At 57.3% G+C, this 21347-nt stretch carries 20 protein-coding genes; 6 read left to right on the top strand and 14 right to left on the bottom strand.

The window, feature by feature from the left end:
- Positions 1-53 precede the first annotated feature (53 nt).
- Genes creC through creA form a run of 3 tightly spaced genes read right to left on the bottom strand, consistent with a single transcriptional unit; the run spans position 54 to position 2652 of the window.
- Positions 54-1478 carry a two-component system sensor histidine kinase CreC gene (creC, locus tag KGP24_RS03405; RefSeq protein ID WP_223562372.1) on the bottom strand — a complete coding sequence of 475 codons (1425 nt, stop codon included), beginning with the start codon at positions 1476-1478 and terminating at the stop codon, positions 54-56.
- Positions 1478-2167, bottom strand: a complete 690-nt coding sequence (gene creB / locus KGP24_RS03400) for a two-component system response regulator CreB (RefSeq protein ID WP_223562371.1) — start codon at positions 2165-2167, stop codon at positions 1478-1480. Before creB ends, creC begins: the two co-directional genes overlap by 1 nt.
- 14 nt (positions 2168-2181) lie before the next feature.
- Positions 2182-2652, bottom strand: a complete 471-nt coding sequence (creA, locus tag KGP24_RS03395) for a protein CreA (protein WP_028016612.1) — start codon at positions 2650-2652, stop codon at positions 2182-2184.
- A 211-nt stretch (positions 2653-2863) separates the two neighbouring features.
- On the opposite strand from creA, the gene robA reads away from it, so the two are divergent.
- A complete protein-coding gene (robA, locus tag KGP24_RS03390; protein WP_223562370.1) occupies positions 2864-3733 on the top strand; it encodes an MDR efflux pump AcrAB transcriptional activator RobA in 870 nt (289 codons plus the stop codon).
- Here the strand turns inward: robA and gpmB are convergent.
- Positions 3730-4377: a 2,3-diphosphoglycerate-dependent phosphoglycerate mutase GpmB gene (gene gpmB, locus KGP24_RS03385; RefSeq protein WP_223562369.1), complete on the bottom strand. Its 648-nt coding sequence runs from the start codon at positions 4375-4377 to the stop codon at positions 3730-3732. The genes robA and gpmB overlap by 4 nt on opposite strands.
- Positions 4378-4427: 50 nt before the next feature.
- Here gpmB and yjjX point away from each other — a divergent pair, with 50 nt between their 5' ends.
- Positions 4428-4943, top strand: coding sequence for an inosine/xanthosine triphosphatase (gene yjjX, locus KGP24_RS03380; protein ID WP_023334447.1), 516 nt, complete (start codon positions 4428-4430; stop codon positions 4941-4943).
- On the opposite strand, the gene trpR is transcribed toward yjjX, so the two are convergent.
- Together trpR and sltY are read right to left on the bottom strand one after the other, a co-directional pair.
- A complete protein-coding gene (gene trpR / locus KGP24_RS03375; RefSeq protein ID WP_021240574.1) occupies positions 4940-5266 on the bottom strand; it encodes a trp operon repressor in 327 nt (108 codons plus the stop codon). The genes yjjX and trpR overlap by 4 nt on opposite strands.
- Positions 5267-5321: 55 nt before the next feature.
- A complete protein-coding gene (gene sltY / locus KGP24_RS03370) occupies positions 5322-7259 on the bottom strand; it encodes a murein transglycosylase (protein ID WP_223562368.1) in 1938 nt (645 codons plus the stop codon).
- A 227-nt stretch (positions 7260-7486) separates the two neighbouring features.
- Here sltY and ettA point away from each other — a divergent pair, with 227 nt between their 5' ends.
- Positions 7487-9154 (top strand): energy-dependent translational throttle protein EttA, encoded by a 1668-nt coding sequence (gene ettA, locus KGP24_RS03365; protein WP_006810191.1) that lies wholly within the window; start codon positions 7487-7489, stop codon positions 9152-9154.
- A 73-nt stretch (positions 9155-9227) separates the two neighbouring features.
- On the opposite strand, the gene KGP24_RS03360 is transcribed toward ettA, so the two are convergent.
- A complete protein-coding gene (locus tag KGP24_RS03360; protein WP_223562367.1) occupies positions 9228-10127 on the bottom strand; it encodes a LysR family transcriptional regulator in 900 nt (299 codons plus the stop codon).
- A gap of 108 nt (positions 10128-10235) precedes the next feature.
- Here KGP24_RS03360 and KGP24_RS03355 point away from each other — a divergent pair, with 108 nt between their 5' ends.
- Positions 10236-11237 carry a zinc-binding alcohol dehydrogenase family protein gene (locus KGP24_RS03355; RefSeq protein ID WP_223562366.1) on the top strand — a complete coding sequence of 334 codons (1002 nt, stop codon included), beginning with the start codon at positions 10236-10238 and terminating at the stop codon, positions 11235-11237.
- A 54-nt stretch (positions 11238-11291) separates the two neighbouring features.
- On the opposite strand, the gene nadR is transcribed toward KGP24_RS03355, so the two are convergent.
- Genes nadR through serB form a run of 3 tightly spaced genes read right to left on the bottom strand, consistent with a single transcriptional unit; the run spans position 11292 to position 14927 of the window.
- Positions 11292-12524 (bottom strand): multifunctional transcriptional regulator/nicotinamide-nucleotide adenylyltransferase/ribosylnicotinamide kinase NadR, encoded by a 1233-nt coding sequence (nadR, locus tag KGP24_RS03350; RefSeq protein ID WP_032643997.1) that lies wholly within the window; start codon positions 12522-12524, stop codon positions 11292-11294.
- A 37-nt stretch (positions 12525-12561) separates the two neighbouring features.
- A complete protein-coding gene (gene radA, locus KGP24_RS03345) occupies positions 12562-13947 on the bottom strand; it encodes a DNA repair protein RadA (RefSeq protein ID WP_014068810.1) in 1386 nt (461 codons plus the stop codon).
- 11 nt (positions 13948-13958) lie between these two features.
- The gene (gene serB, locus KGP24_RS03340; RefSeq protein ID WP_025757501.1) at positions 13959-14927 is read right to left on the bottom strand and encodes a phosphoserine phosphatase; all 969 of its coding nucleotides are present in this window, start codon (positions 14925-14927) and stop codon (positions 13959-13961) included.
- Positions 14928-15044: 117 nt separating this feature from the next.
- Between serB and KGP24_RS03335 the strand changes: the two genes are divergently transcribed.
- Positions 15045-15689: a YtjB family periplasmic protein gene (locus KGP24_RS03335; RefSeq protein WP_223562365.1), complete on the top strand. Its 645-nt coding sequence runs from the start codon at positions 15045-15047 to the stop codon at positions 15687-15689.
- Positions 15690-15728: 39 nt separating this feature from the next.
- Positions 15729-16745 carry a lipoate--protein ligase LplA gene (gene lplA, locus KGP24_RS03330; protein ID WP_223562364.1) on the top strand — a complete coding sequence of 339 codons (1017 nt, stop codon included), beginning with the start codon at positions 15729-15731 and terminating at the stop codon, positions 16743-16745.
- A gap of 61 nt (positions 16746-16806) precedes the next feature.
- On the opposite strand, the gene deoD is transcribed toward lplA, so the two are convergent.
- The 4 genes from deoD to deoC all read right to left on the bottom strand — a co-directional run bounded on the left by deoD (position 16807) and on the right by deoC (position 21109).
- Entirely contained in the window at positions 16807-17529 is a 723-nt protein-coding gene (deoD, locus tag KGP24_RS03325) for a purine-nucleoside phosphorylase (protein WP_010427122.1), read from the bottom strand.
- A gap of 89 nt (positions 17530-17618) precedes the next feature.
- On the bottom strand, positions 17619-18842 hold the full coding sequence (gene deoB / locus KGP24_RS03320; protein ID WP_223562363.1) for a phosphopentomutase: 1224 nt from the start codon (positions 18840-18842) through the stop codon (positions 17619-17621).
- 52 nt (positions 18843-18894) lie between these two features.
- Positions 18895-20217, bottom strand: a complete 1323-nt coding sequence (deoA, locus tag KGP24_RS03315; RefSeq protein WP_223562362.1) for a thymidine phosphorylase — start codon at positions 20215-20217, stop codon at positions 18895-18897.
- A gap of 112 nt (positions 20218-20329) precedes the next feature.
- Complete coding sequence (gene deoC / locus KGP24_RS03310) at positions 20330-21109, bottom strand: deoxyribose-phosphate aldolase (RefSeq protein WP_223562361.1); 780 nt, start codon at positions 21107-21109, stop codon at positions 20330-20332.
- Between the last annotated feature and the right edge of the window lie 238 nt (positions 21110-21347).

The following is a 21347-nucleotide window of genomic DNA, read 5'->3' as shown; positions in this document are numbered from 1 at the left end:
GTCTCCTTTGTGATGAGGAGAGCGTAACCATGCTGTGTGGGGTCAGTTTGAAGTTATGTGAAGGCACGGTGAAGTATCAGCATTGCCATCACGCCACCTTCATCACGATTACGCAATTTAACCTCGCCCTGATGCAGACGCGCCACCTCCTGAACAAACGCCAGCCCGAGCCCGCTGCTCTTCAACCCGTTCTCGCGCGGCAGGGAATAAAAGCGCTCAAAAATACGCTCCAGCGCGTAATCCGGGATCCCGCTTCCGCTGTCGGTGACGATCAGCTGAATCTGCCCCTGCTCTTCCCGGGCCGCCAGTTCAATGGCGCCGCCCTGCGGCGTAAAATCGATAGCGTTATCCAGCAAGTTGCCGATCGCCTGTTCAAGCAGGTCGGGATCGCCTTCAACATGAAGTGAAACGGGCTGGAGGGTCAGCACAATCTCTTTAGCCGCAAGGAGCGCCGTGCGCGCGTCGGCAAGTCGCGTAAACAGCAGGTCGACACGGACGGTTTCAGGCGTAATCTCGACCCGATTTTCAAGCCGCGCCTGAGTGAGCAGTTTTTCAACCAGCGACTGCATACGCGCGTTTTGCACCAGAATATTATCGATAAACCGTGCGGCCACCTGCGGCGGCGGCTGCTCGGAGAGAATTTCTGCCGCGCCGCGTATGGCGGCGATTGGGCTTTTCAGCTCGTGGGTCAGCGCATGGACATAGTGTTCAATGTAGTTTTTCCCTTCGAGACGAATGCGCATATTCTCAAGCGCCTGGGCCAGCTTGTGCAGTTCGCTACTGCCGGGATTAGGCAGCGGGAGAGGCGTATCGGTGGTCACCGAGTCGGCGTAGCGCGATAACGTACCGATAGATCGATTGATCCACCACGCCACAACAAGGCCAATCAGCAGGGCAATGCCGAGCAGCGCCCCGCCTGCCCATAGGATGCGCCGTTCGCTGCGATGGATAACCGGTGCCATCGCGCTGTTAGGTTTCCCGACCGACAGCACGCCGATGATCTTGTCCTGCTCCACAACCGGCGCGGCAACATACATCACCGTACTTTCCGGATCGTCTGGATTACTCTGAGTACTGCGCGCGCCGTATTCGCCACGAAGCGTCAGCCAGACATCGTTCCAGCGCGAGTAATCTTGCCCCACGGCCAGACCGGCGGAATCAAACACCACTCTGCCCTGCGCATCGGTCATATAAACGTGATACTCGTTACGCACCTTATGGATGCCGCCGATGTTGGCGCGGAAAGGCCGCTGATGGAGCTGTGAAAAGGCCTGCGCCAGTTTGCCCTGCCGTGCATTCCCCGAAAGAAGATCGTCACGCCCGACTTCAGCAAGCAAGGTCGCGGTATCGATCAACGTCCCCTCGGTTGCCCTGCGCACGCCGGGCTTCACTTCCTGAACAAAGATCGACAGCACAAACCACGCGGCGATGCCCACGATCAGAAAATATCCCAGCAACAACCGCATCCCGATGCGCATCAGTAAAGGCCCAGACTGTAGCCCATACCGCGATGGGTGCTGATGGGTGACAGTTCCTCGTTCACCGCCCGCAGCTTGGCGCGCAGGGTTTTGATGTGGGTGTCCACGGTACGATCGAAACTGTCTCCATCTTCACCCCATACCTTGTCCATTAGCCGCTGACGAGAAAATACCCGCCCGGGCGCCTGTAACAAGGTTTTGAGCAGCAAGAATTCGTAGCGGGTCAGGGGGAGTGCTTCACCGCACCAGCTAATTCGCGCGGCAGGCTCGTTCAGTTCGAACTGCCCGATACGCACCGTCTCTGTTGGTGCGGCGGATTTTTGCATGCGGCGTAAAATAGTCCGCACCCGTGCACAGACTTCACGGGGGGAAAAAGGTTTCGCAACGTAGTCATCCGCGCCTATTTCCAGGCCAAGCAGCTTGTCGACCTCATCACTGCGCGCCGTCAGAAACAGCACAGGCAGTGAGGGATGCTGCGCCAGCAGCCGGCGGCAAAGCTCAAATCCACTGATATCCGGCAGCCCGACATCCAGAATGGCAAGCACCGGAACCTGCCGCCGCGCCTCCTCCAGCACAGGTAAACCGCGTTCAAATGCCTTTACCGCGAATCCTTCCTGCTGAAGCATGTAGATCAGCGTATCGGCGATACTGGTTTCATCTTCAACCAGCCAGACCACAGGTTGTTGCATGATTCATCCCTGAATTAACGCCACGGCATAATCGGCACCGCGCTGATCGCGTTTTTTGGTGAGCCTTCCACCACTTTGTCGGAATAGGCCAGGTAAGCCAGCGTATTGCGTTTCGCATCATAAAAACGCACCACCTGCAGCTTCTTGAACACCAGCGAGGTTCGTTTCTGGAATACCACGTCGCCCTGCGCTTTACCGTTTTTGATTTTATCGCTCAGCTCAACCGGCCCCACCTGCTGACACGAAATGGCCGCGTCAGAAGTGTCTTCCGCTAGCCCCAGCCCGCCTTTGATACCGCCCGTTTTCGCACGGCTGACGTAGCAGGTGACGTTTTTCACATCCGGATCGTCAAATGCCTCCACCACGATTTTGTGGTCCGGGCCAAACATTTTGAACACGGTATCTACGGAACCAATCTGTTCTGCCTGCGCGACGCGTCCGACCATCAGCATCAACGCGGTGAAGATCAAAGTCTTGTATTTCATATTGTTACCATTCTTTAATATTACACTGAGCGATAATTCAACACTTTAGACAAAAATGTAGCAAGATCACAGGATTAGAATATATTTGCCCATAATGTGCTCGAAAAAGCATGAATGCGCAAAAAAAACACTGAATGCTAAAACATCAAAAAATGCTATTATCCGCTAACCTGTTATCAGGCACCTGCTGTTTTAAGGATGAGGATAGTATATGGATCAGGCTGGAATTATTCGCGACCTGCTCACCTGGCTGGAAGGTCATCTCGACCAGCCTTTGTCACTGGATAATGTGGCGGCTAAAGCAGGCTATTCCAAGTGGCATCTGCAAAGGATGTTCAAGGATGTCACCGGTCATGCTATCGGGGCCTATATTCGCGCACGTCGTTTATCGAAATCTGCTGTGGCATTGCGCCTGACCGCGCGGCCGATTCTGGATATTGCCCTGCAATATCGTTTCGATTCGCAGCAGACCTTCACCCGCGCCTTTAAGAAACAGTTTTCGTTGACGCCAGCGCTATATCGTCGCTCGCCTGACTGGAGCTCGTTTGGCATGCGTCCGCCGCTGCGTCTGGGCGAGTTCGCGATGCCCAGGTATGAAATTATTACCCTGCCGGAAACCCATCTGATCGGCACGACGCAGAGCTACTCCTGTTCTCTGGAGCAGATTACCGAGTTCCGTCATCAGATGCGCGTCCAGTTCTGGCGCGACTTCCTGAGCCACGCGCCGGCGATCCCGCCGATCCTTTATGGCCTCAACGAAACGCACCCAAGCCAGGAAAAAGACGACGAGCAGGAGGTGTTCTACACCACCGCGCTGACGCCAGAGATGGCCAATGGCTACATTCAGGGGTCGAAACCTGTCGTGCTGAAAGGCGGCGAATACGTGATGTTCGCCTATGAAGGGCTGGGAACGGGGGTTCAGGAGTTTATCCTGACCGTTTACGGAACCTGCATGCCGATGCTGAATCTGAATCGCCGTAAAGGTCAGGACATTGAGCGCTACTACCCGGCGCAGGATGCCAAACCGGAAGAAGGCCCAATCAATCTGCGTATGGAATTCTTGATTCCGATACGTCGTTAACGCTGCAGTTCGTCAAGCGCAGGGGCATCGAGATGCGAAATGTCCCCTGCCATCTCCACTACCCAGCCCGACGCCAGCCACGCGCTTTCCTGATAATCAATACGGGAAATGGAGCAGTTGCGCAGACGCAGGCGGCGCTCAGCATAAGCCGGTAATCCCAGAATGGTGCTCACCAGGCATCCCAACGCAATCCCATGACTCACCAGCAGCGGACGGCTTCCCGCTGGAAGCTTCAGGCATTCCGCCAGTGCGGCATGCATACGTACGCTGAGCTCCTGCATAGATTCGCCCTCAGGGATACGCCCATCTTCGGTACCGTTCACGAGCGTGCGGCGCCAGCCCTCTTCCGTTTCCGTCAACGTATCAATATGGCGTTTTTCCAGCACGCCCATATCCAGCTCGCGCAGGCGCGGCTCAATCATGACGTCACAGCCGCAGGCATCTGCGATAATGCGCGCCGTCTGCTGTGTGCGACCTAAATCGCTGGTGATAATGTGGGTTATGCCCAGCGTTCTGGCACGTTCCGCCACCTGCCACGCTTGCTGCACGCCCTTCTCGGTGAGAGGACTGTCCGACTGGCCTTGAATACGTCGCTCGGCGTTCCACTGCGTTTCACCGTGGCGAACAAGGTATACCTGTAACATGCTTTTTTTCCGTTATACTGCGATGAGTTTTTTTTGAATCGAGCTTAATTATGCACCATGTTGTCTCTGCTACCACTAATCCTGCCAAAATTCAGGCAATTCTAAGGGCATTTGACGAGATCTTCGGCGCAGGATCCTGCCATATTGAGGCCATCGGCGTCGAGAGCGGCGTTCCTGAACAGCCGTTTGGCAGCGAGGAAACGCGCGCTGGCGCACGAAACCGCGTGGCAAACGCTAAGGCCGCGGCACCGAATGCTGACTTTTGGGTAGCGATTGAAGCGGGTATCGACGAAGGCGCAACCTTTAGCTGGGTGGTGATCGAAAGCCGCGAGCAGCGCGGTGAAGCGCGCTCGGCCACTCTGCCGCTGCCGGAGATCATTCTGGAAAAAGTCCGTGCGGGTGAAGCGCTCGGGCCGGTAATGTCGCAGTACACCGGCATCGATGAGATTGGCCGTAAGGAAGGGGCGATTGGCGTCTTTACCGCAGGCGCGCTGACGCGTTCAGGCGTTTATCACCAGGCCGTGATTTTGGCGTTAAGCCCGTTCCATAACGCGATTTATCGTTAGGCATTTTTCAACAACACCGCTTCCAGCCACTGGCGCAGCTCAACCGGTGCCGATTTCAGGCTGTTTGAGCCGCGGGTGATCGTTGCAATGCCCGCGCCAAGCTCATTTTTCAGCTCGCGCTGGCTCATTTCACCGCGCAGCAACTCTTCAATGATCCGCACGCGTGTGCCCAACGCTTCACGCTCGTCCGGCGTGAGCATCAGCTGCATAAGGGGTAAGTGCAAATCCTGCTCATAAGACTGGCGAAGCAACTCCACAAAACGAAGCCACTCCTGATGACGTTGTTCGGCCATTGCCGAGGAATACGGGGAATGCTGGGTCATGTTATGCTGCCTCTTGTACTCTTTAGCGAGTACAGCATAACACAACCCACGCCGATCAGTAACGTCTCTGCCACTCGGCATCGCTCATCAGGGTATCTTTCTGCCCCATGAAGTAGCGATAGTAGGCGTCATAGGCCAGCACGTTTTTCACGTATCCGCGCGTTTCCGAGAACGGAATGCTCTCGACAAACGCTACCGCATCGATGCGTCCGGCGCTGTTGCCAAGCCAGGTGCGAACGCGTCCCGGCCCTGCGTTATACGCCGCCGAAGAGAAGATGCGGTTATTGCCGAACTGCTGATACACATACTGGAGATAGCTGGTACCGATGTTGATGTTGGTATCCGGATCCAGGAGCTGTGACGGGCTGCTGTAGCCAGGAATATTAAACATCTTCACCGTGTGCGTCGCCGTGCCCGGCATGATCTGCATCAGGCCGCTGGCGCCCACCGGGGAACGGACTTTCGGGTTCCATGCGCTCTCCTGACGGGCAATCGCCATCGCGTAGCTTTGCGGGATATCCTTGCCGCTGGTATAGCGATCGAAAAGATCTTTATACGCCAGCGGGAAACGCTCCTCCAGATGATCCCAGAGCTTGCCGGCGATCGTCGCCTGCACGCTGAGATCCCACCAGTGATTATCAAAGGCATAGCGGGCAAGCTGGGCTTTCTCGTCGGTGGTGCGGCTGGTCACCAGATTCGCCCACTCGCTGCGCGCGGTGTTATCCATATTCCAGTACATCAGCTCGCGAACGCGCGCCATTTCTGGCCCCTGCGTCAGCGCCGGGTTCGCGTTGGCAGGCGCTTTATCAATGCGGAAGGTATACTCCTCGCCCAGACGCTGCGCGGCTGCCATCGGGTAAAACCCGCGCTGCTGCATCAGCGTATGGAGGATCTCTTTGGCTTCATCATCGCGACCACGCTCCATCAGCAGATCGGCCTGCCAGTAGCGCCATTCGTCTTTCTCTTTGGCCTCCATTGGCAAACGCGCGAGCCAGGTATTCAGCCCGCGACGATCGCCCGTGCCCAGCGCCATGCGCACGCGGCGTTCCACCAGCGACGTGGAGTTCGAACGCATAATGGCATCGTCACGCCAGCGCGCCTGTTCATCGGTCACATCGGTGCCCATCAGTCGCCACGCCACAATGTCGCGCAGCTCCTGGGTTTGCTCCTCATTGAGCTGCTGTGCCTGCACCAGCTGCGGGATCATCAGCCGCGCGTTTTCCACATCGTCACGCGCCACGCTGGCAAAGGCCACCGCCGCCATCTGGCGGGTAAAATCGGTCGCGCCCGTACTGCGGGCAAAGGTCAGCACGCTGTTCGGATCGTTAGCCAGCGAGATAACCGCGGTGGAGATCGTCTGGTAATCGGACGGCATCTGCCCCGCCAGCGTGGTCACCAGACGCGTGTTACCTGCTTTCATCGCCAGACGGATGCGCTCAAGGTAGGACAGCGGGTCCTGCTTGCCGGAAGCACGCCATGCGCCAAACAGGGAATCACAGGCGTTCGGCTGGCTTTTCCCGGTCAGCCAGAGCTCTTTCGCCCCGGCCCAGGCCTCTTCCTGCTGGCCGGTCGCCCATTTCGCGTAGTAATAGTTACACTGGGCTTCGGTGGTATTCGGCTTTTCAGGGCTAAACGCCAGCAGTCCGCGCCAGTCTTCGCGACGCGCCAGCTCATTCACAAAACGAGACTGGAGATTTCGGGCTGGCGGCAGGGTCGGGTTCGCCTGAATGAAGTTATTCACGGTGACGGTAGGCTGGTTCATTAGATCGTCCGTGATCTGGCGATACTCCAGATACGGATACAGCGGATAATCCTTTAGCGTCGGCATCAGCGCCTGCACGGTATCCATCTGCTTGTTGTCCCACGCCTGCTTAATCTGAGCGTAGCGATTACGTTGTTCATCCAGTGAATCGGCATGCACCGCCTGGCTTACCGCCATTACGCATACGCTGGCAGCCAGCAGACGCCAGACCACCCGTTTGGCTTTTTCCACAAGCTCTTCCTCATTGTTTTTTCGTCAATTGCAGCGTCTTGCCACGTCAAAGTCTAATTAACTTATGCTAACCAGGCATCCTTCAACGCGCCACGTCATGGACACTTTTTTACCTTTCTTGCGCGTTTTAACACTCCCGACGTTCCTGGCTGGGATTAGGACGTGAAAAAGGCTACACTTCGAGGCTGAAATTCCTTCTCATTACGATAAAAGAGGCGAAGTCCAACGTGGCTCAATTCGTTTATACCATGCATCGTGTCGGCAAAGTTGTCCCGCCGAAACGTCATATTCTTAAAAATATCTCGCTGAGCTTCTTCCCGGGCGCAAAAATCGGTGTTCTGGGTCTCAACGGTGCCGGTAAGTCCACCCTGCTGCGCATCATGGCCGGGATTGATACAGACATCGAAGGTGAAGCCCGTCCGCAGCCTGGAATCAAGATTGGTTACCTGCCGCAGGAACCTCAACTGAACCCGGAACATACCGTTCGCGAATCCGTTGAAGAAGCGGTATCCGAAGTGGTTAACGCGCTGAAAGGTCTGGATGAAGTGTATGCCAAATACGCCGAGCCGGATGCGGACTTCGACAAGCTGGCCGCGCAGCAGGGCAAGTATGAAGAGATCATCCAGGCGCACGACGGCCACAACCTGAACGTGCAGCTGGAGCGCGCGGCTGATGCCCTGCGTCTGCCGGACTGGGATGCGAAAATCGCGAACCTCTCCGGGGGTGAACGCCGCCGCGTGGCGCTGTGCCGCCTGCTGCTGGAAAAACCAGACATGCTGCTGCTCGACGAACCAACTAACCACCTGGATGCGGAATCCGTGGCGTGGCTGGAGCGCTTCCTGCACGACTTCGAAGGCACCGTTGTGGCGATTACCCACGACCGTTACTTCCTCGACAACGTCGCTGGCTGGATCCTGGAGCTGGACCGCGGCGAAGGTATTCCGTGGGAAGGCAACTACTCCTCCTGGCTGGAGCAGAAAGATCAGCGTCTGGCGCAGGAAGCTTCTCAGGAAGCGGCGCGTCGTAAGTCTATCGAGAAAGAGCTGGAGTGGGTTCGTCAAGGCGCGAAAGGCCGTCAGTCTAAGGGCAAAGCTCGTCTGGCACGCTTCGAAGAGCTGAACAACACCGAATACCAGAAACGTAACGAAACCAACGAACTGTTTATCCCACCTGGAGCACGTCTGGGGGATAAAGTGGTTGAAGTTACCAACCTGCGTAAGTCCTACGGCGACCGTCTGCTGATCGACGACCTGACCTTCTCCGTACCGAAAGGCGCTATCGTCGGGATCATCGGTCCGAACGGCGCGGGTAAATCGACCCTGTTCCGCATGATGTCCGGTCAGGAACAGCCTGACAGCGGTTCTATCACCCTGGGTGAAACCGTGAAGCTGGCCTCCGTTGACCAGTTCCGTGACGCGATGGATAACAGCAAAACCGTTTGGGAAGAAGTGTCCGGCGGTCTGGATATCATGCGCATTGGCAACACCGAGATGCCAAGCCGCGCCTATGTTGGCCGCTTCAACTTCAAAGGCACCGACCAGGGCAAACGCGTGGGCGAGCTGTCCGGCGGCGAGCGCGGTCGTCTGCACCTGGCGAAGCTGCTGCAGGTGGGCGGTAACGTTCTGCTGCTCGATGAACCAACCAACGACCTGGATATCGAAACACTGCGCGCGCTGGAAAACGCCCTGCTGGAGTTCCCGGGCTGCGCGATGGTTATCTCGCACGACCGCTGGTTCCTGGACCGTATCGCGACCCACATCCTGGACTACCAGGACGAAGGTAAGGTGGAGTTCTTCGAAGGTAACTTCACCGAATACGAAGAGTACAAGAAACGCACGCTGGGCGCCGACGCGCTGGAGCCAAAGCGCATCAAGTACAAACGTATCGCGAAATAAAAGCAAAACGGCAACCTCGGTTGCCGTTTTTTATGTTTGTACCGCCAGGGCAAACGCATCAGGCCGCACAAAATCACCCACCCACGTAATACCGCTTCACCTCGTCAAACTGCATCGCAAACTCGATATAGCTCATCAGCGCGGGCGAATTCAGCTTGCGGCTTGGATACGCCAGCCAGAGATCGTTACCTTCAACATTCCATTCCGGCAGCACCTGAACCAACGCACCCTTTTCGATCTTATCTTCCAGCAGAAATGCGGGTAAGAGCGTGATGCCCGCACCGGCAATTGCACACTCGCGGGCGTATACCAGATTATCGGTCATATGCGCGTTATCCGGCAGGTAGCGGTAATCCTCGCCCTCGCTTCGCAGAAGCCACTCCGACCACGCCCGGTGCGTAATGCAGCGGTGCTCCACCAGCTGACGGGGATGAATTAACGGCTCCCGACGCGCCAGATAGTCCGGCGAGGCCAGCATGTAACGCGGGCAGTGCCCGATCATCCGGCCAATCAGGGAGGAGTCCTGCGGCCTACCGGTACGCAGCGCCACGTCAAAACCGGCCTCGACCAGATCCACCACGTCATCAGAGATCGACACATCCAGCGAAACGTCAGGATAGCGAAGCTGGAACTCGGCATTCATGTGCGCCAGCAATGTTGCCCCAATCCCCGCCGGACAGGTGATCCGCAGTCGCCCGCTGGGGTTTTCTCGCAGCCTCTGAATGGCGTACTCCGCCCGCTCGCTGGCCGCCAGCATTTCGCGACAGTGCACCAGATAGTGCTCGCCCGCAAACGTCAGGCTGATCCTGCGCGTGGTGCGGTTTAGCAGACGGATGCCCACCTGCTGCTCCAGCTGGCTAATTCGCTGGCTTACGCTGGATTTCGGCAGTTCGGCTTTCTGAGCGGCAGCGGTAAAGCTGCCCATCTCCGCCACCAGCGCGAAAAGCGCCATATCCTGCAGCTGTTTAAACATGATTGTTCATCCTGTACGAACGCTGAGTTCTTAATTGTCCATCTTATCATGCAGCTGGCCACTTAATAGACTAGCCTCAACAAAACGCATGCCATTGAGGAGCACACCATGTCAGTTAAAGCCATTGCCGTTAACCCTGAAAACCCGTCCACCTTCATTGAAATCACCCCGCCGATGCCGCAGGCTGGCGAGCACGATCTGCTGGTGGAGGTGAAGGCCGTCTCCGTTAACCCGGTCGATACCAAAGTCCACGCGGGCATTGCTAAGACCGGGCTTGAAGACCCGCGCATTCTCGGGTGGGACGCCAGCGGCATCGTCAAAGCCGTTGGGGCTGGCGTGACCGGCTTCAAACCGGGAGACGAGGTGTGGTACGCGGGCGACATCACCCGCCCGGGCAGCAATACGACACACCAGCTGATTGATGCGCGCATTGTCGGGCACAAGCCTGCCAGCCTCGGCTGGGCGGCAGCCGCTGCGCTGCCCTTAACCGCGCTCACCGCGTGGGAAGGTCTGTTTGAGCGGCTGAACATTCAGGATGCCGGCGCGGATAAGACGCTGCTGATTATTGGCGGCGCGGGCGGCGTAGGATCGCTGGCGATCCCGTTTGCGAAGCACAACAGCAAGGTGAAGATCGTCGCAACCGCGTCCCGTGAAGATTCCGCCCGGTGGTGCCGCGAGCGCGGGGCTGATGTAGTAGTGAACTATCGCGACCTGAAAGGCGAACTGGCGAAACACGGGCTCACCTTTGTCGATTACATTTTCATCCTCAACGACACCGACGGGCACTGGGATGCGGTCAGCGAACTGATTGCGCCTCAGGGGCATATCTGTTCCATCGTTGAGAATGAACGTCCGCTGAACCAGGACAAGCTGAAGTCCAAATCCGCCGCCCTGCACTGGGAATTTATGTACACCCGCAGCATGTACCAGACCGCGGATATGGCGCGTCAGGGTGAGATCCTCAATGAGGTGGCCAGGATGGTGGATAACGGCGTGGTGGAAAGTTCGCTGAGCGAAACGCTTCATGGATTGAGCGTGGAAAGCATTACCGAAGCGCACCGTAAAGTGCTGGACGGGCATATGCGCGGGAAAGTGGTGGTTGAGTTCTGAGTGGCTTGATGCCCTCACCCCGACCCTCTCCCAAAGGGAGAGGGTGGTTAACGCTTACCCCTGCTCCCCCATCATCTCCTTCACCAGCTCGACGCAGCGCAGGAAACGGGAGTCGTAGTCCGACTCTTCCACATGCACAAACTCAACGTTGTTTTCGTTGAGCATATCCACCAGCATGGTCTGGAATTCCCGCCTGTCCACGGAGCTACCGAGGCTGCGCATGCCGTCAGCCACCCACGGGGTGTTGTTTTCCAGCAGGATCACCAGATCAAAGCGGTATTCGTCAATGAGCGCCTGCACGAACGGATGCTCGCGCCCTTCGTATTTTTTACAGAACGCCTGCGTGGTGACAAAATCGGTGTCGATAAACGCCACTTTGTTGGCATATTTCACCGCAAAATCAATGTACTGGGCGTGTCCGAGCGCAATTTTGTCATAGTCGGAATATTGCAGTGCCATCTCGTCGCCACCGAGGTGCGAGAAGACATAATCGCGGCCATACTCCCACGCGCTGGTGGTGTTGAAGATATTCGCCAGCTTATTGACCAGCGTTGATTTGCCGCTCGACTCGCCCCCCAGAATAGCTACCGTGCGCACGAAGAACGGCTTCACTTCGGTCGGAATGTAATCCCAGTAGCGGAACGGGTTTTCGCGGATCTGCGCCCCGCTGATGTTCATAAAGGTACGCTTAGGATCGATCAGCACCGTCTCGATACCCAGATGCTCGCGGAACTGCGGCGCGTCGGATTCTTCAGAGGTGTAGATCCAGTTCGGCGCAATACCCTTCTCTTCCATAAACGCTTTGATACCGTTGCTCCACACGTCCCAGCCGTGTGGATACGGCTCCATGCCCTCTTCATTAAAGGCATGGATACGAATGTTTTTCTGGTACTTAAAGGTCTGGAGCAGCCAGCGCAGGCGGTCCGGCACGGTGGGCTGCTGCGACATGGCGCTGTCTTCAAACAGCTGGCGGTCGCGGGTTTCGTCGTAGCCCATGATGATGTGCAGCTCGTCCACCTGGCTACAGGCGCGCTGGATCAGATAAATATGCCCGGTATGCAGCGGATAAAACTTGCCGAACACCACGCCGATGTTCTTTTGCATACGCGGGAATTCAAGCCCCAGAAAGCGGTGCAGCGCTTCCAGCTTCTGCGCGCTGGGGCTTTTGATTTTGGCGTTCAGCAACTGGCTCAGGTAGCCTTTGGTCATGCCGCTGGCGTCCGCCACCTGCTGCAGCGTGCAGCCCTTCTGGCGGATTGCGGTCTTGATATAGTCAAATGATGACATAAATTACGGTGCCTCCTGCAAAATCAAATTTACGTAATTATAAGTCGTCAAAGACATTTAACGCATCTGCGAGTTTTTTCACGCCAAATACCTGCATCCCTTCCGGGATTTTTTTCGGCACGTTGGCAGCGGGAACGATCGCCCGGCGGAAGCCGTGTTTTGCCGCCTCGGAGATACGCTCCTGGCCACTGGGTACCGGACGGATTTCCCCGGCGAGGCCCACTTCGCCGAAGACGACCAGATCCTGCGGCAGCGGTCGGTCACGCAGGCTGGAGACCATCGCCAGCAGCAGCGCCAGGTCTGCGCTGGTCTCAGTGACTTTGACGCCGCCGACCACGTTAACGAAGACGTCCTGATCCGCCATCTGCAGCCCACCGTGACGGTGCAGCACCGCCAGCAGGATCGCCAGACGGTTCTGTTCCAGACCGACCGCCACGCGCCGCGGGTTGCCCATCATCGACACGTCCACCAGCGCCTGAATTTCGACAAGCAGCGGGCGCGTCCCTTCCCACAACACCATCACCGAGCTGCCGGAGGTGATCTCATCGCCACGACTCAGGAAGATGGCCGACGGGTTGCTGACCTCGCGCAGCCCCTGCTCGGTCATAGCAAACACGCCCAGTTCGTTCACCGCGCCAAAGCGGTTTTTATGGCTGCGCAGGGTACGGAAACGGGAATCCGCGTCGCCGTCGAGCATCACGGAGCAGTCGATACAGTGTTCAAGCACCTTCGGCCCGGCCAGCGAACCGTCTTTGGTCACGTGGCCGACCATCACAATCGCCACGCCGCGCGTTTTGGCAAAGCGCGTCAGGTAAGCCGCGGTTTCACGCACCTGCGCGACGCTGCCCGGCGAGGACTGAATGTCCGCCATGTGCATCACCTGGATGGAGTCGATCACCATCAGCTTCGGCTGCTCTTCTTCGGCAATCATGCAGATCTGCTCGATGCTGGTTTCCGACAGCATGTTCAGGTTGCCGGTCGGCAGGCCCAGGCGGTGAGCGCGCATCGCCACCTGTTGAAGAGACTCTTCGCCCGTGACGTACAGGGTTTTCATCTGTTCGGCGAGCTTGCAGAGCGTTTGCAGCAGCAGGGTCGATTTACCCGCGCCCGGGTTACCGCCGATCAGAATCGCACTCCCCGGCACCACGCCGCCGCCGAGCACGCGGTCAAACTCTTTGAACCCGGTGGAAAAGCGTGGCAGCTCTTCGAGGCTGATGTCCGAGAGTTTTTGCACCTTCGCCACGCCCGCGTTACCGGCATAGCCGCTCAGGCGCTCATTGCGGGCCACGCTCGGCGAAGCCGCCACACCACGCACTTCGGTGATGGTGTTCCAGGCATGACAGGCGCTGCATTGCCCCTGCCAGCGCGGATAATCCGCACCACATTCATTACAGACAAATGCGCGTTTTGGAGCTTTCGCCACGGTTTACCTCGTTATTTCTGATTAAGGCTGCCGGAGAGAATGCAGAACACCCCCATCAGGTCAGCGTGACGGATAGTCACTTCCGTCTTTTCATTCACTTTTGGCTTGGCATGGTAGGCAATGCCAAGCCCAGCCGCTTTAATCATCGGCAGGTCGTTCGCGCCATCGCCAATGGCGACGGTCTGGACAACCGGAATTTCATATTTTTCCGCCAGACGCGTCAGCGTATTGGCTTTGTACTGGGCATCTACGATATCGCCGATCACCTGGCCGGTCAGCTTGCCGTCCATGATCTCCAGCTCATTGGCCACCACGGTGGTCAGATGCAGTTTTTCCCGCAGGTAATCCGCGAAGAAGGTGAAGCCACCGGAAGCGATCGCCACCTTCCAGCCGAGGGACTGCAGCTTCAGGACCAGCTGCGTCAGCCCAGGCATCAGCGGCAGCACGTCGCGCACCTGGCGCAGAATGTTGGCATCAGCCCCTTTCAGGGTCGCCACGCGCTGCCGCAGGCTGGCGGTGAAGTCCAGCTCGCCGCGCATCGCACGCTCGGTGACTTCCGCCACCAGCTCGCCGCTGCCCGCCAGCTTTGCAATCTCGTCGATACACTCGATCTGAATGGCGGTAGAGTCCATGTCCATCACCAGCAGCCCCGGGGTTTTCAGGTGCGGAATTTTACCCAGCGGCGCGACGTCCAGCCCGGCGTCATGCGCCAGACGCGTTGCGCGCTGCGTCAGGGATCCCGCCAGGCGAATGACCTGGTAGTCTTCCACGCACCAGGCGGCGACGATGACCATCGCCGCACCCAGCTTGCTTTGATACTGGGTCAGGCGTTGCTTATCCAGACCGCGTCCGTAGAGGAGCCAGCCGCTACGACCGGCGTGGTAATCCAGAGGCATCACCTCATCGCCACTTAAAGAGAGCGGCAATCCTGGCCATAAAGAGACATCCGTTGGCAGGTCACACCAGGTAATGTTCGGCATTAAAGCTCCTGTAATTTCGTTCGCGCCGGAAGGTTGCAGAGGGAAAATAACGCATGAGGCTACCCTGTAACCATCACTTCTGGCAACATTAAGCCGTAAATTTTCAGCAGGTGGAATATGGCTCGCGCAAAACTGAAATTCCGGCTCCATCGCGCCGTGATTGTCCTTTTCTGTCTCGCACTATTAGTGGTGCTGATGCAAGGGGCATCGTGGTTTAGCCAGAACCATCAACGGCAACGCAACCCGCAATTTGAAGAGCTGGCCCGCACGCTGGCACGTCAGGTGACGCTCAACGTCGCGCCGTCCATGCGTACCGATACGCCGGACGATAAGCGGATAGGCCAGGTTTTACGCCTGCTCACGGAGAATAGCCGCATTCTTGATGCCGGCGTCTATGATGAGCAAGGCAACCTGATTGCCCGCGCGGGCGAGCACGTCGACGTGCGCGACAGGCTGGCGCTGGACGGGAAAAAGGCCGGGGGCTACTTTAACCAGCAGATCGTTGAACCTATTCAGGGGAAGAATGGCCCGCTGGGCTATCTGCGCCTGACCCTTGATACCCACACCCTGCCTACTGAAGCCAAACAGGTCGATAATACCACCAATATTCTGCGCCTGATGCTGCTGCTTTCACTCGCCATCGGCGTTGTGCTGGCGCGTACCCTGCTTCGCGGCAAGCGCTCGCGCTGGCAGCAATCCCCGTTCCTGCTGACCGCCAGCCGATCGGTCCCCGAAGACGAAGAGAGCGAGAAGAAAGAATAGTGATAAAATAGGCGAACGATTCGGAAAAGGAACTCTGCCATGACGACGTTACGCCTGCTTATCTCTGACTCTTACGATCCCTGGTTTAATCTCGCGGTGGAAGAGTGCATCTTCCGCCAGATGCCGGCTACCCAGCGCGTACTGTTCCTCTGGCGTAATGCCGATACGGTGGTCATCGGCCGCGCGCAAAACCCGTGGAAAGAGTGCAATACGCGGCGTATGGAAGAGGACAACGTCCGCCTCGCGCGCCGCAGCAGCGGCGGCGGTGCGGTGTTTCACGATCTGGGCAATACCTGTTTTACCTTTATGGCGGGCAAACCGGAATACGACAAAACTATCTCCACCTCAATTGTCCTCAACGCGCTGAATTCACTTGGCGTGACGGCGGAAGCCTCCGGGCGTAACGATCTGGTGGTGAAAACCCCGGAGGGCGACCGGAAGGTCTCCGGCTCCGCCTACCGCGAAACGATGGATCGCGGCTTCCACCACGGCACCCTGTTGCTGAACGCCGATCTCAGCCGTCTGGCTAACTACCTAAATCCTGATAAGAAAAAGCTCCAGGCTAAAGGGATTACTTCCGTGCGCGGACGCGTGGCAAATCTGGTGGAGCTGCTGCCGGGCGTTACTCACGAGCAGATTTGCGATGCGATCCGTGACGCTTTCTTTGAACACTACGGCGAGCGCGTGGAAGCGGAAGTGATCTCTCCTGACAAAATCCCGGACCTGCCCAACTTCGCCGAAACCTTCGCCCGCCAGAGCAGCTGGGAGTGGAACTTCGGTCAGGCTCCTGCGTTTTCCCATCTGCTGGACGAGCGTTTCACCTGGGGCGGCGTGGAGCTGCATTTTGACGTGGAGAAAGGCCATATCACCCGCACGCAGGTGTTTACCGATAGCCTGAATCCGGCACCGCTAGAGGCGCTGGCGGCACGTCTGCAGGGCTGTTTGTACCGGGCGGATATGCTGCAGCAGGAATGCGATGCGTTGATGGGGGATTTCCCGGAGCAGGAAAAAGAGCTGCGGGAGCTGTCGGCGTGGATTGCACAGGCGGTACGCTAGGTACGGTTTGGTGCCCTCATCCCGGCCCTCTCCCACAGGGAGAGGGAGGGAAGAGACAGAATTACTCTTTATCGCCCAGCAGAACAGATTCCAGCGCGATTTTGATCATGTCGTTGAAGGTAGTCTGACGCTCGGCCGCAGTGGTCTGCTCGTGGGTACGAATATGGTCAGACACGGTGCAGATGGTCAGCGCTTTTGCACCAAACTCAGCCGCAACGCCGTAGATGCCCGCCGCTTCCATTTCCACGCCCAGAATGCCGTATTTCTCCATCACGTCGAACATCTCGCCGCCGTCCGGTGCATAGAACAGGTCAGCAGAGAAGATGTTACCCACTCGCGCTTCAACCCCCAGCGCTTTGGCCGCGTCAACCGCGTCACGCACCATGCCGAAGTCAGCAATCGCCGCGAAGTCATGATCTTTGAAACGCATACGGTTAACTTTGGAATCGGTGCAGGCACCCATACCGATAACGATGTCGCGCAGCTTAACGTCCATGCGCACCGCGCCGCAGGAGCCAACGCGGATGATTTTCTTCACGCCGAAGTCGGTGATCAACTCTTTGGTATAGATAGAGCAGGATGGGATACCCATACCGTGACCCATGACGGAGATTTTGCGGCCTTTATAGGTACCGGTGAAGCCCAGCATGCCGCGAACGTTGTTCACTTCACGCACGTCTTCCAGGAAAGTTTCTGCAATGTGCTTCGCGCGCAGCGGGTCGCCCGGCATCAATACGACGTCAGCGAAATCACCCATTTCTGCATTAATGTGAGGAGTTGCCATCTTCAGTTCCTTTTAAATTGTTTATTCTTTTCACCCTCTCCCTGTGGGAGAGGGCTGGGGTGAGGGCATCAGACCGCCCCCAACATGATTCAGAACATAGCCTTGCCATATTCCATGTCAGACGTACCAAAGTATTTCGCGATAGTCTGGCCGATGTCCGCGAAGGTTTCACGGTGACCGAGCGAGCCCGGCTTCACTTTCGGGCCATACACCAGCACCGGAATGTGTTCACGAGTGTGATCGGTACCGGTCCAGGTTGGGTCACAGCCGTGGTCCGCGGTCAGGATCAGAATGTCATCTTCTCCCACCAGCTCCATTAGCTCCGGCAGACGGCGGTCGAAAAGTTCCAGACCGGCCGCATAGCCTGCTACGTCGCGACGGTGGCCCCAGGAGGAGTCGAAGTCCACGAAGTTGGTGAAGACGATGGTCTTGTCGCCCGCTTCTTTCATCTCTTTGATGGTGGCATCGAACAGCGCATCCAGACCGGTGGCTTTCACTTTTTTGGTGATGCCGCAGTTGGCGTAGATATCCGCGATTTTACCCACGGAAACCACGTGGCCGTCTTTCTCTTCAACCAGCTTCTGCAGCACGGTTGGCGCCGGTGGCTCAACGGCCAGGTCGTGACGGTTACCGGTACGCTGGAAGTTACCCGCTTTGTCGCCGATAAACGGACGTGCGATCACGCGGCCAATGTTATAGCCGCCTTCGGTCAGCTCTTCACGGGCGATTTCACACAGCTCGTAGAGTTTATCCAGGCCAAACGTCTCTTCATGGCACGCAATCTGGAACACGGAGTCAGCAGAGGTGTAGAAAATCGGCTTGCCGGTTTTCATGTGCTCTTCGCCAAGTTCATCCAGAATCACGGTACCGGAAGAGTGACAGTTGCCGAGGTAACCCGGCAGGTTGGCACGCTTCACCAGCTTATCGAGCAGCTCCTGCGGGAAGCTGTTCTCGTGATCGGAGAAATAACCCCAGTCGAACAGCACCGGTACACCGGCGATTTCCCAGTGGCCAGAAGGGGTGTCTTTACCGGAGGAGAGCTCGTGCGCCCAGGCGTAGGCGCCCACTACTTCCGCGTTGCCATCCATACCGGCAGCGATTTTACCGGTAGAACCTTCATGCGCTTTCACCAGACCGAGGCGGGTCAGGTTAGGTAGAGTAAGAGGGCCTTTACGACCGTTGTCCGCTTCGCCTTTTGCACAGGCTTCCGCGATGTGGCCCATGGTATCGGAACCCACGTCACCAAAACGTTCTGCATCTTCGGTTGCGCCGATGCCGAATGAGTCCAGCACCATAATAAATGCACGTTTCATAATTGTTCTCCGTACGTAGTGCTTAAAAATGATTGATCAGATCAGTATACCGCTATTCGGTGATACGGCGATAGACAGTCGGTGTGGTTTCCGGCGCTTTATCGTCAAGCGTAATAGCCGCTTTCACCGCTTTTGCCGCTTCCTGCCAGCTGGCTTCGTCTTTCGCGTGGATCACCGCCAGCGGACGTTGACCGTCAACGCTGTCGCCCAGACGGGCCATATCGGTAAAGCCGACGCTGTAATCAATGGTGTCGGAGGCCTGACGGCGGCCGCCACCCATCGAGACCACCGCCATACCCAGCTCACGGGTGTCCATTGCAGAGACAAACCCTTCGCTATCGGCATACACCGCTTTGCTGAGCGTCGCGGTTGGCAGGTATTTCGCGTAGTTTTCGACGAAATCGGTCGGGCCTTTCTGCGCCGCGACCATACGGCCGAAGATGTCCGCCGCTTTGCCATTATCCAGCACCGCCTGAAGCTTCACGCGCGCTTCTGCGTCGTCTTTGGCCAGCCTGCCGGAGATTAACATCTCAACGCACAGCGCCATGGTAACGTCGAACAGGCGCGGGTTACGGTATTCACCGGTCAGGAACTGCACCGCTTCGCGCACTTCGACAGCGTTACCGGCGCTGGACGCCAGCACCTGGTTCATGTCGGTGAGCAGCGCGGTGGTGCGCACGCCCGCGCCGTTGGAAACGCCAACGATCGCTTCAGCCAGCGCAGCAGAAAGTTCATAGGTCGGCATAAACGCGCCGCTACCCACTTTTACGTCCATCACCAGCGCGTCCAGCCCTTCCGCCAGTTTCTTCGCCAGGATAGAGGCGGTGATCAGCGGGATGGAGTCAACGGTCGCGGTGATGTCGCGGGTTGCGTAGAAACGCTTGTCTGCCGGAGCAAGAGAGCTGGTCTGGCCGATAATCGCCACACCAACGTCTTTAATAATGTCGCGGAAGCGGTTGTCGTCCGGGAAGATATCGAAGCCCGGAATGGCTTCCAGTTTGTCGAGCGTACCGCCGGTGTGGCCCAGGCCGCGTCCGGAGATCATCGGGATGTAACCGCCGCAGGCTGCCACCATTGGGCCGAGCATCAGAGACGTCACGTCGCCCACGCCGCCGGTGGAGTGTTTATCCACAATCGGGCCGTTAAGGTTGAGGCTTTTCCAGTCCAGAACGGTTCCTGAATCTCGCATCGCCATGGTCAGCGACACGCGCTCAGGCATCGACATATCGTGGAAGAAAATGGTCATCGCCAGAGCCGCAATCTGCCCTTCTGAGACGGTGTTATCACGAATGCCGTTGATGAAGAAGCGGATCTCTTCGTCGCTTAATGCATGACCATCACGTTTTTTACGAATAATTTCTTGTGCGAGAAACACGGTAACCTCCATGCGGAATCGGGGGAGTTGTGGCGGGTGGCGCTACGCTTACCCGCCCTACGATCCTGTAGGCCGGATAAGCAAAGAAGCGTCATCCGGCATTGTCTGGCAATCAGTAGCTGCTTGCGCTCTTACCGTCGCCGTGACCCAGCGCTTTCAGCAGGCTGGCCAGAAGGCTGGACGCACCGAAGCGGTAGTGGCGGGAGTCCGCCCAGTCGGCGCCAAACAGCTCGTCCGCAATCGCCAGGAACTGCTGGGCGTCTTCAGCGGTACGCACGCCGCCCGCGGGTTTGAAACCAACGGTTTTGGATACGCCCATGTCGCGGATGACTTCCATCATGATGCGCGCGCTTTCCGGGGTCGCATTCACCGGCACTTTACCGGTAGAGGTTTTAATGAAATCCGCACCGGCTTTGATGGAGATTTCAGATGCTTTACGAATCAGCGCCTCTTCTTTCAGCTCGCCGGTTTCGATGATCACTTTCAGCAGCACGTTTGCCGCCGCGCACGCGTCTTTACAGGCTTTCACCAGGTCAAAACCGACCTGCTCGTTGCCGCCGATCAGCGCGCGGTACGGGAACACCACGTCAACTTCGTCTGCGCCGTAAGCAATCGCCGCGCGGGTTTCTGCCAGCGCAATCTCGATATCATCGTTGCCATGCGGGAAGTTAGTTACGGTTGCAATGCGCACGTCCGGCGTACCCTGCTCTTTCAGAGTCTTACGGGCAATCGGGATAAAGCGCGGGTAGATACAGATGGCTGCGGTGTTACCCACCGGCGTTTTCGCCTGATGGCACAGGGCGATGACTTTTTCATTGGTGTCGTCATCGTTCAGGGTGGTCAGGTCCATCAGTTTCAACGCGCGCAGGCTGCTTGCATTTAAATCGGTCATAACATTCTCCAACGGCAGTGCCGTATAAATTTTACCTTGCGGGTCTGTGAGTATTCTAACATTCACCCGCATCCACACTTCGACATTCATCACAGTTAATGAAAACTGCGTACAAATTTGCATTACCGTAATGAGATATTCTTCAAACTTTAGCGCGTAAATTGTCGACTAAAGCAGCGATACCCCCTGTCGGATCAAAAGCCCCGACAGGCTGGCTTTCTAAAATTCGTTCATCATC

Origin of the sequence: Enterobacter sp. JBIWA008, from assembly GCF_019968765.1 — a bacterium.
Taxonomy (GTDB): domain Bacteria; phylum Pseudomonadota; class Gammaproteobacteria; order Enterobacterales; family Enterobacteriaceae; genus Enterobacter.
The sequence above is the reverse complement of the archived record's forward strand: the minus strand, read 5'-3'. Positions and strand labels throughout refer to the sequence as shown.